This is a genomic window from Herbidospora galbida, assembly GCF_005233835.1.
In the GTDB taxonomy this organism is placed as follows: Bacteria; Actinomycetota; Actinomycetes; order Streptosporangiales; family Streptosporangiaceae; genus Herbidospora; species Herbidospora galbida.
In genome coordinates this window covers 139,739-148,671 of the sequence record NZ_SZQA01000021.1, presented here as the reverse complement: position 1 = coordinate 148,671, position 8,933 = coordinate 139,739, and the positions used below count along the sequence as shown (strand labels likewise).

The 8,933-nt window shown below is 73.0% G+C and carries 9 protein-coding genes; 8 read left to right on the top strand and 1 reads right to left on the bottom strand.

Annotated elements, in window-relative coordinates:
* Positions 1-204: 204 nt before the first annotated feature.
* Positions 205-972, bottom strand: a complete 768-nt coding sequence (locus FDA94_RS21970) for an SDR family NAD(P)-dependent oxidoreductase (RefSeq protein ID WP_137248957.1) — start codon at positions 970-972, stop codon at positions 205-207.
* 137 nt (positions 973-1,109) lie between these two features.
* Here FDA94_RS21970 and FDA94_RS21965 point away from each other — a divergent pair, with 137 nt between their 5' ends.
* From FDA94_RS21965 to mtnB, 8 genes are all read left to right on the top strand, one after another.
* The gene (locus FDA94_RS21965; RefSeq protein ID WP_137248956.1) at positions 1,110-2,138 is read left to right on the top strand and encodes a BMP family ABC transporter substrate-binding protein; all 1,029 of its coding nucleotides are present in this window, start codon (positions 1,110-1,112) and stop codon (positions 2,136-2,138) included.
* Positions 2,138-3,619 carry an ABC transporter ATP-binding protein gene (locus FDA94_RS21960; RefSeq protein WP_137248955.1) on the top strand — a complete coding sequence of 494 codons (1,482 nt, stop codon included), beginning with the start codon at positions 2,138-2,140 and terminating at the stop codon, positions 3,617-3,619. Before FDA94_RS21965 ends, FDA94_RS21960 begins: the two co-directional genes overlap by 1 nt.
* 160 nt (positions 3,620-3,779) lie before the next feature.
* Entirely contained in the window at positions 3,780-4,811 is a 1,032-nt protein-coding gene (locus FDA94_RS21955) for an ABC transporter permease (RefSeq protein ID WP_137248954.1), read from the top strand.
* A complete protein-coding gene (locus FDA94_RS21950; RefSeq protein ID WP_212735439.1) occupies positions 4,808-5,701 on the top strand; it encodes an ABC transporter permease in 894 nt (297 codons plus the stop codon). The genes FDA94_RS21955 and FDA94_RS21950 overlap by 4 nt, the downstream gene beginning before the upstream one ends.
* Positions 5,688-6,677: a s-methyl-5-thioribose-1-phosphate isomerase gene (locus tag FDA94_RS21945; protein WP_137248953.1), complete on the top strand. Its 990-nt coding sequence runs from the start codon at positions 5,688-5,690 to the stop codon at positions 6,675-6,677. Before FDA94_RS21950 ends, FDA94_RS21945 begins: the two co-directional genes overlap by 14 nt.
* The gene (locus FDA94_RS21940; RefSeq protein ID WP_137248952.1) at positions 6,674-7,624 is read left to right on the top strand and encodes a nucleoside hydrolase; all 951 of its coding nucleotides are present in this window, start codon (positions 6,674-6,676) and stop codon (positions 7,622-7,624) included. Before FDA94_RS21945 ends, FDA94_RS21940 begins: the two co-directional genes overlap by 4 nt.
* Complete coding sequence (mtnC, locus tag FDA94_RS21935) at positions 7,621-8,280, top strand: acireductone synthase (RefSeq protein ID WP_137248951.1); 660 nt, start codon at positions 7,621-7,623, stop codon at positions 8,278-8,280. The genes FDA94_RS21940 and mtnC overlap by 4 nt, the downstream gene beginning before the upstream one ends.
* A 7-nt stretch (positions 8,281-8,287) precedes the next feature.
* A complete protein-coding gene (gene mtnB, locus FDA94_RS21930) occupies positions 8,288-8,899 on the top strand; it encodes a methylthioribulose 1-phosphate dehydratase (protein ID WP_137248950.1) in 612 nt (203 codons plus the stop codon).
* The last annotated feature ends 34 nt before the right edge of the window (positions 8,900-8,933 follow it).

Sequence of the window (8,933 nt, the reverse complement as noted above, 5' to 3'; positions counted from 1 at the left end):
GATGGTCGGCGGGACCAGGCGAGTAATTGTTCTCGTTCGTTGTCAGTGAGCACGATCGGCACTGCTGTCGGCAACGGCATGGGACATCGCTGCCCACTGACAACGCATTAACGCTTCAGGACACTAGAGCGGGAGGCCGCGCACATCCACGCGCTCAGCGGCTCGCGGCGACGTCGATCTGACTGCGGTTCGGCGACCCCCGGCTCACGAACGCTCCTGTCGTGAGGCGGGCGGCAGGAGGATGCCGTTGTTGGCGGACAGTCCTCCGTCGACCGGGAGGGTGACGCCGGTGATGTACGAGGCGGCCGGCGAGCTCAGGAACCAGATCGCTTCGGCCTGCTCGCGCGCTTCCGACCAGCGGTGTTGCGGAATGCGTTCGAGGATGGCCGGGCCGAGCACGGGATGGGCGGCGGCGGCGTTGAGCCCGACCGACACGCCACCGGGGGCGATCGCGTTGATCCGCACGTTCTCGGCCGCGTGGTCGAGGGCGAGCCCGCGCACCAGGTTGACCACAGCCGCCTTGGCCGCGTTGTACGCCCACGTCCCCGGATCGCCGCCGAGCCCGGAGATCGACGAGGTCACTACGACCGAACCACCCCCGGAGGCCCGCAGCGCGGGCAGCGCGGCCCTCACGCCGAGCGCCACCCCGCGTACGTTGACCGCCCAGATGCGGTCGAACCGCTCGACCGCGCCGGGCGACTCCAGCGGCCCGGCGCCGCCGATGCCCGCGTTCAGGACGACCGCGTCGAGCCGGCCGAACCGGCTCAGGGCCGTCTCGGTGAACGCCTCGTTGGTCTCCTCGGCGGAGACGTCCCCGGCCACGGTGGCGACGTCGTCACCGGCCAGGTCGTCGAGGCCCCGCCCGTCCACGTCGACGGCGACCACGCGCGCGCCGCGCTCCCGGAACAGGGCGACGACGGCCCGGCCGATCCCCCCGGCGGCGCCCGTGACGGCCACGACCCCTACGCTCATGCGCTCCTCTTCCCGATTCGAACACGCCGGTTCTCCCCGACAGGCAGGGGGTGCCAAGAAGATACCCGGTTGTTCCGGTAGGAATAGCGTAGATATGCTCTCAAAGCACCATCTCCGCAGCTCGGAACCGGGAACCCATGAGACTCACCCCCACGATCGCCGCCGCATCCCTCCTCCTCTTCGGCCTCGCCGCCTGTGGCGGAGGCGAGAACGCGTCTGAGGCCGAGGCCCCTCCGGCCAAGTCGATCATCCTGATCACCCCCAACCCGGTCGGCACCAACAGCTTCCTCCAGCTCGGCGTCAAGGGCGCCGAGGCCGCCGCCAAGGAGCTCGGCGCCTCCTTCAAGCTGTACGAGAGCAAGGACCCCACCTCCATCGCGCAGAACGTCGACGCGGCCGTCCGGGCCAAGCCGACCGTGATCGTGGGCATCAGCTTCTCCTTCGACGACGTGTTCAACACCGTCCCGAAGGCCAACCCCGACCAGCAGTTCCTCCAGGTCGACTCGTGCGCCAAGGGCCAGGCGCCCAACCTGGCCTGCGTGTCGTTCAAGGAGCACGAGGCGGCCTACCTGGCCGGCGTCGAGGCGGGCCTGCTCTCCAAGAGCGGCCAGATCGGCGTGGTCGCCGCCCTCGACACCCCGTTCATCCACCGCTGGATCGAGCCGTTCTTCGCCGGCGCGACCTCGGTCAAGCCCGACGCCGAGGGCACCCCGCTCTACGTCGGCGGCAGCAACCCCTTCAGCGACCCGGCCAGGGCCAAGTCGCAGGCCCAGACCCTCACCGGACGCGGCGTCGACCTCATCGCGGCGGCGGCCTCCGGCGGCAACCCGGGCGTCTTCGAGGCGGTCGCGGCCTCGGGCGGCAAGGCGTTCGGCGTCGACGTCAACCAGTGCGCGCTGAGCCCCGGCAACGTCGTCGACAACGTCCTGAAGCACGTGGACGTCGCCGAGAACGCCGCCATCAAGGAGATCTTCGGCGGCAAGACCGGCGGCGTGAAGGTCTACGGCCTGGCCGAGGGCGGCGTGGGCGTGAACGCCCTCGACGACGACCTGGCCTCCTCCGGCTGCACGGTCGCGGCCAGCCCCGACGTGGTGGCGAAGGTCAAGCAGACCCGCGACGACATCGTCGCCGGGAAGATCACCGTCGCGGACCCGCTGCAGAGCTGATGTACGCCGCCGAACTCGTCGGAGTGACGAAGCGGTTCGGCCCGGTTCTCGCCAACGACGGCATCGACCTCGCGGTCGCCAGGGGCGAGGTGCACGCCGTGGTCGGCGAGAACGGGGCCGGCAAGTCCACCCTGATGTCGATCCTGTACGGCCTGCACCGCCCCGACGCCGGAGAGGTCCGCCGCGACGGGAACCGGATCGTGCTGCGCTCCCCCACCGACGCCATCCGCCACGGCCTCGGCATGGTCCACCAGCGCTTCCGGCTGTTCCCCGGCCTGACCGTGGCCGAGAACATCGTGATCGGCGCCGAGCCGGTCCGCAACGGCCGCCTCGACCGCGCCGCCGCCAACGAGGCGGTGGCCGCCCTGTCCGAGCGCTACGGCCTGCGCGCCGACCCGTCGGCCCTGGTCGGGGGCCTGCCGGTGGGGGTGCGCCAGCGGGTGGAGATCCTGCGCGCCCTCTACCGCGACGCCGAGGTGCTCATCCTCGACGAGCCGACGGCCGTGCTGACTCCGGGCGAGACCGACCGCCTCTTCGAGGTGCTCCGCACCGTCGCCGCGACCGGCGTCTCGATCCTGCTGGTCACCCACAAGCTCTCCGAGGTCCTGGCCGTCGGCGACCGGGTGACCGTGCTCCGCCAAGGCCGGGTGACCGGCCGGTTCACCGCGTCGGAGACCGACGCCGACGAACTGGTCAACGCCATGATCGGCCGCTCGCTGACGCCGCCCGTCCCACGCCGCGCCCGCCCGCCGGTGGGCGATCCGCTCCTGGAGGTGCGCGACCTGACGGTCCGCGACGCCGACGGCGTGGCCCGCCTGTCGGAGGTCTCCTTCGCGGTGCGCCCCGGCGAGATCGTCGGCCTGGCCGGGGTCGCGGGCAGCGGCCAGCGCGAACTCGTCGACTCCGTGACGGGCCTGCGCGGCGCCGTTCCCGGCGTGTTCCTCGCGGGCACGCCCGTCCTGGCGGGCCGCGACCCCCGGGTGGCCTACGTGCCGGAGGACCGCCACGGCCGCGCCACCGCGCCCGAGATGTCGGTGGCCGAGAACGTCCTGATGGGCGCGCAGCGCGACCTTGCCTCCCGCTGGACCCTCCCCCGCGCCAGGGTCCGGGCCCGCGCCCGCGACCTGGTCGACCGCTTCTCCATCAGCGCCGCCTCGGTCGACACCCCGATCGGCGCCCTGTCCGGCGGCAACGCCCAGAAGGCGGTCCTGGCCCGCGAGCTCACCCGCCCGTCGACCGTGGTCGTGGCCGAGGAACCGACCCAGGGCGTCGACGTGGGCGTGCGCGAACGCGTCCACGCCCTGCTCCGCACCGCCCGCGACGAGGGCGCCGCCATCCTCCTCCAGTCGAGCGAACTCTCGGAGCTCCGCGACCTCGCCGACCGCATCCTGGTCCTGTACGAGGGCCGCGTGATCGCCGAGTTCCCCGGCGACGCCACCGAGACCGAACTCGGCCGCGCGATGACGGGAGCGACCGGATGACGCCCCGCGCGACGCCGCGAAGCCACGCGATGCCCGGAGCGGACCGGATGACGTCCCCTGCGACACCGCGACACCACGCGATGCCCGGAGCGGACCGGATGACGCCCCGCGCGACGCCGCGACACCACGCGATGGCCGCGCGCCGGAGCGGGGCGTTCGCATGAGCGCGCCCGCCCTCACCCGCCGCGTGATCGCCTCCGCGCCGGTGGTGGCGCTCGTCGGGGCGCTCGGGCTGACCACCCTCGTGATGCTGGTGGTCGGCGTCGATCCGACGCTCGCCTATCCCGCCCTGGTCAGGGGTGCCGTCCTCGACGGGAACCTCGAGTACACGATCGCCGCGTTCGTGCCCACGCTCGGCATGGCGCTCGCCTTCGCCCTTCCGCTCCGCGCGGGTGAGTTCAACCTCGGCGGCGACGGTCAGCTCGCGATGGGGGGCGTCACGGCCGCGGCACTCGCCCTGCTGGTGCCGCTGCCCCCAGGGGTCGCCGTGGTGCTGCCACTGGCGGCGGGAGCGGTCGCGGGTGGGCTGGTGGCGGTGGTGGCCGCGCCGCTCAGTACGCGACTCGGCATTCCCGCCATCGTCAGCACCCTGCTCATCAGCGCCCCGGCCGTCTCGCTGGCCTCCTACCTGGTGCGCTTCCCGCTGGCCGAACCCAACACCGGCATCGCGCAGACCCCGCCGCTGCCAGAGGCGGCCCATCTGCCCGCGCTCGGCGGCAGCGGCTACCTCACGATCGGCCTGCCGCTGATCGCCGTGCTCACCGCGCTGTGGCTGTACGCCGACGGCCGGACCGTCCTCGGCTACGAGATCAGGGCCACCGGCCAGAACCGGGAGTTCGCCCGCTACGGCGGCGTCAAGGTCGACCGGGTGGCCGCGCTCGCGCTGGCGGGCGGCGGCGCGTTCGCCGGGCTCGCGGGCGCGCTGATCGTGCTGGGGCCGCCGCACCGGTTCGTCGACGGGGCGCTGACCGCGCCCGGATACACCTTCACCGCCGTCGCGGCGGTGCTGCTGGCGAGCGCCCGCCCGGTCGTGGTGCCGCTCACCGTGGCGCTGCTGACGTTCCTCCAGGTCGGCGGCCAGGGCATGGAACGGGAGGCCGGGGTGCCGAGCCAGCTCACCCAGATCGTGCAGGGGCTGATCATCGTGATCGTCGCGGTGCTGGCGACCCTCCGGGCGAGGAGACCGCGGTGAACATCTTCGAGTGGTCGTTCCTGGCCGGCGTCCTCACCGCCACCGCGCCGGTGCTGCTGGCCGCGCTCGGCGGGCTGCTCTGCCAGGTCGCGGGCGTGTTCAACATCGCGCTGGAGGGCCAGCTGCTGTGGGGCGCGTTCGTCGCCGTCGTGGTCAGCGACCTGACCGGCAGCGCGTGGACCGGCGTCGTGGGCGCGGTCGCCGCGACCGTGCTGTTCTCGGCGCTGCTGTCGGGGCCGTCGGTGGCGCTGCGGGCCGACCCGATCGTGGTCGCCGTCGGGCTCAACCTGCTCGCGCTCGGCCTGACCGCGTTCCTGATGCGGCAGATCTTCGGCAGCGGCGGCACCTACAGCTCTCCCGACCTGGCCGGCCTGCCCGACCTGGGCGAGCTCGGCGTCGACGTCCCCGTACTGAGAGATCAGTCGCCGCTCGTGCCGGTGGCGCTGCTGCTGGTCGTCGTGATGGCCGCCTGGCTGACCCGCACCAGGTCAGGCCTGCGGCTGCGGGCCGTGGGCCAGCACCTCGACGCCGCCCAGGCGGTCGGCCTGCGCGTCTCCGGCTACCGGCACGGCGTGACGCTGGTGGCGGGCGCGCTGTGCGGGCTGGCCGGGGCGCAGCTCTCGCTGGGCAACGTGACGCTGTTCAGCGAGGGCATGAGCGCCGGTCGCGGCTGGATCGCCGTGGTGGCGGTCATGCTCAGCGGCGTCCGCCCCTATCGGCTGCTGCTGGCCTGCCTGCTGTTCGGCGTCGCCGAGGCGTTCGGGTTCCGGCTCCAGGGCGCGGGCCTGCCGCAGCAGGCGGCCGACGCCGCCCCCTATGTGATCACCCTGGCCGCGCTGGTGCTCGCCGCCGTGGCGCGGCGGCGGAGGAGGTCGTATGAACACGCCTGAACTGGCGAACTCGGTCAGGCTGACCGGCGACGCGGTGGAGATCCTCGACCGGCGCGTCTACCCGTTCGAGCGGCGGTGGGTCCGCTGCACGACCAGCGACGAGGTCGCCCAGGCGATCAAGGACATGGTCACGCAGAGCTCGGGCCCGCTGTTCGCGACGACGGCCGCGATGGTGCTGGCCGCCCGTGCCGTCCGGCACCGGCCTCGCGACCTGGCCCTGAAGGAGCTCCGGGCCGCCGGTGACCGGCTCGTCGCCACCCGCCCCACCAACAACCACATCCGCGACGCCGTCGCCGCGATCCTCGCGGAGCTGCGGGAAGGAGACCTGGCCGAACAGGTCGAGGCGGCGGCCGCCGCGCACGACCAGGCCTACCGCGACAGGTCGGCCGCCCTCGGGCGGCACGCCGCCGGCCTGCTGCCCGACGGCTCGACGGTGCTGACCCACTGCTGGGCCGACTACTACCTGATCGCGACCGTCCAGGCCGCCCAGGAGCAGGGCAAGTACCTGGAGTTCGTCTGCACCGAGACGCGCCCCTACCTGCAGGGCGCGCGGCTGACCGCGGCGACCCTGGTCGAGATGGGCTACGAGCCCACGCTGATCACCGACGGCATGGCCGCCGCCGCGCTGGCCAACGGCGTCGCCGACGTCGCCCTGGTCGCGGCCGACCGCGTCACCCTCGACGGCCACGTGATCAACAAGGTCGGCACGCTCGGCGTCGCCCTGGCCGCGAACCGGTTCGGCCTGCCCTTCCACGCGCTCGTCCAGCGCCCCGACCCGCAGGCCCCCACCCCGGCCGACGTGGTCATCGAGCACCGCGACCCCGACGAGGTGCTGCACGTCCTGGGGGTCAGGACCGCCGCCCACGGCGTCACCGGCCACTACCCGGCCTTCGACACGACACCACCTGACCTGGTCACCCGGATCGTCACCGAAAAGGGCGCCTTCCGCCCGGAGAATGTGAAAGAGGCACTATGACCAGGCGCATCGTCGTCGACACCGACACGGGTATCGACGACGCCCACACCCTGCTCTACCTGGCGGGCCGCCCCGACGCCGAGATCGTGGCGGTCACCTCGGTGTTCGGCAACTGCGTCGAGCCCGACGCCGCCCGCAACATCGCCTACGTCAACCGCCTGCTCGGCCTCGACGTCCCGATCGCCCGGGGCGCGGGCGAACCCCTCACCGGCACCGCCCACATCGCCGGTTACGTCCACGGCAAGGACGGCCTCGGCGACGTCGGCTACGACCGGCCGCTCCCCGAGACGACCGGGGAGAGCGCCGCCGAACTGCTGGTCCGGCTGGGCCGGGAGCAGCCGGGCGAGCTCGACCTGCTGGCCCTAGGGCCGCTGACCAACCTCGGCCAGGCGCTGCGCATCGATCCGGAGCTGTTCACCCGCTACCGCTCGGTCGTGCTGATGGGCGGGTCGGGTCCCTACGCCCAGCCCGGCGAACTGCTGATGGTGGACGCCAACATCAACAACGACCCGGAGGCGGCCCGCGCGGTCTTCTCGGCCCCCCGCAACGAGCTGGTGATGGTCGGCGTGAACGTCACCGCCACCACGATCCTCGACGAGGTCGCCATCAACGCCCTGCGGGCCGCCGGCACCCCTGTCGCCCGGTTCGCGACCGAGATCCTCGACGCCTACCTGGACTTCTACCAGAACGAGTGGGGCCGGCGGATCATCCCGCTGCACGACCCCCTGGCGGCCGGGATCCTCCTCGACCCCACGTTCGCGACCGCCTCGGTCGACGGGCCGGTTAACGTACGGACCGACGGTTTCCTGGCCAGGGCCAGGCTGATGCGGACCCACGACGGGCTGCCGCCGGCCTTCCCCTACCAGCCCGCCCCGCCCACCAAGGTGATCACCGAGGTGGACGCGGCCCGCTTCGTCGCCGACTTCGTGGAGGTGCTCACCCGATGAGCTGGATCGTGCTGGACATCGAAGGCACCACGAGCTCGACCGAGTCGGTGCACGTGGGCCTCTACTCCTACGCCCGCTCGCGGCTCGGCCCGTGGATCGACGCCCACCGCGACGACCCCGAGGTCGCGCAGGCGGTGAAGGAGACCGGCGGCGCGACCACCGAGGAGACCGTCGCCATCCTGCACGGCTGGATGGACGGCGACGTCAAGGCGACCCCGCTGAAGACCCTCCAGGGCCAGATCTGGGCCGCCGGGTTCGCGAACGGCGAGCTGACCGCCCACTTCTTCCCCGACGTCGCGCCCGCGCTGCGCGCCTGGCACGCCCAAGGGAGACACCTGGCGGTCTTCTCGTCGGGCGCGGTCTCCAGCCAGCGGCCGTGGTTCCGGCACAGCGCCGACGGCGACCTGTCGGTGCTGATCGAACACCACTTCGACACCGTCAACGCGGGCCCGAAGCGGGAGAGCGCCTCCTACGAGCGCATCGCCGCCGCGCTGGGCACCGACGACCTGCTGTTCCTGTCGGACGTGCCGGCGGAACTCGACGCCGCCGCGGCGGCCGGGTGGCAGGCGATCGGGCTGCGGCGGCCCGGCGAGCCGAGCGAGCGGGCCGACTTCGGCGCCCATCGGGTGGTCACGAGCTTCGAAGAGATCGGATGAACAGGGCATGAACAGGGAAGACGTGCTGGCCGCCGGGGGGCGGCTGGCGGTGGAGGCCGCCCGGTTCACCGGGATCGGCTGGATGCGCGGCACCTCCGGCAACCTGTCGGAGGTGGTCTCCCGCGACCCGCTGCGGCTCGCGGTGACCGCGAGCGGCCTCGACAAGGGCGAGCTGACGCCCTCCGACGTCGCCGTGGTCGGCGCGGCGGGCGAGCCGGTGGAGGTCGCGGGCGTCGAGCCGCTGACCCCCTCGGCCGAGGCCGGGCTGCACGCGCGGGTGGCGGCGGTGAGCGGCGCCGACGCGATCGTGCACGTCCACGCGCTGAACGCCGTGGTGGCGGCCCACCACTGGCCGAAGGGGGTGGTCCTGAAGGACGTCGAGACCCTCAAGGGCATCGGCCGCCTGGCCCACGACGACGAGGTCGTCATCCCCGTCATCGAGAACAGCCAGGACATGACCGAGCTCGGCGACCGCTTCGAGGCCGTGTACGACGCGGCGACGCCCGCCGTGATCGTCGCCAACCACGGCCTCTACACGTGGGCGCCCACCCTGCACCGCGCCCGGCACATCACCGAGTGCGTCGAGTGGCTGCTGGCCTACCGGATCGCCATTCGCTGATCAAAGCGAGACGCGGACGGCCGAAGGCCGGCCG

Excerpts from the sequence above, each read along its gene's own strand:
- FDA94_RS21955 (WP_137248954.1), top strand. The coding sequence starts at position 3,780 with ATGAGCGCGCCCGCCCTCACCCGCCGCGTGATCGCCTCCGCGCCGGTG.
- FDA94_RS21965 (WP_137248956.1), top strand. The coding sequence starts at position 1,110 with ATGAGACTCACCCCCACGATCGCCGCCGCATCCCTCCTCCTCTTCGGC.
- FDA94_RS21970 (WP_137248957.1), bottom strand. The coding sequence starts at position 972 with ATGAGCGTAGGGGTCGTGGCCGTCACGGGCGCCGCCGGGGGGATCGGC.
- mtnC (WP_137248951.1), top strand. The coding sequence starts at position 7,621 with ATGAGCTGGATCGTGCTGGACATCGAAGGCACCACGAGCTCGACCGAG.
- FDA94_RS21960 (WP_137248955.1), top strand. The coding sequence starts at position 2,138 with ATGTACGCCGCCGAACTCGTCGGAGTGACGAAGCGGTTCGGCCCGGTT.
- mtnB (WP_137248950.1), top strand. The coding sequence starts at position 8,288 with ATGAACAGGGAAGACGTGCTGGCCGCCGGGGGGCGGCTGGCGGTGGAG.
- FDA94_RS21940 (WP_137248952.1), top strand. The coding sequence starts at position 6,674 with ATGACCAGGCGCATCGTCGTCGACACCGACACGGGTATCGACGACGCC.
- FDA94_RS21945 (WP_137248953.1), top strand. The coding sequence starts at position 5,688 with ATGAACACGCCTGAACTGGCGAACTCGGTCAGGCTGACCGGCGACGCG.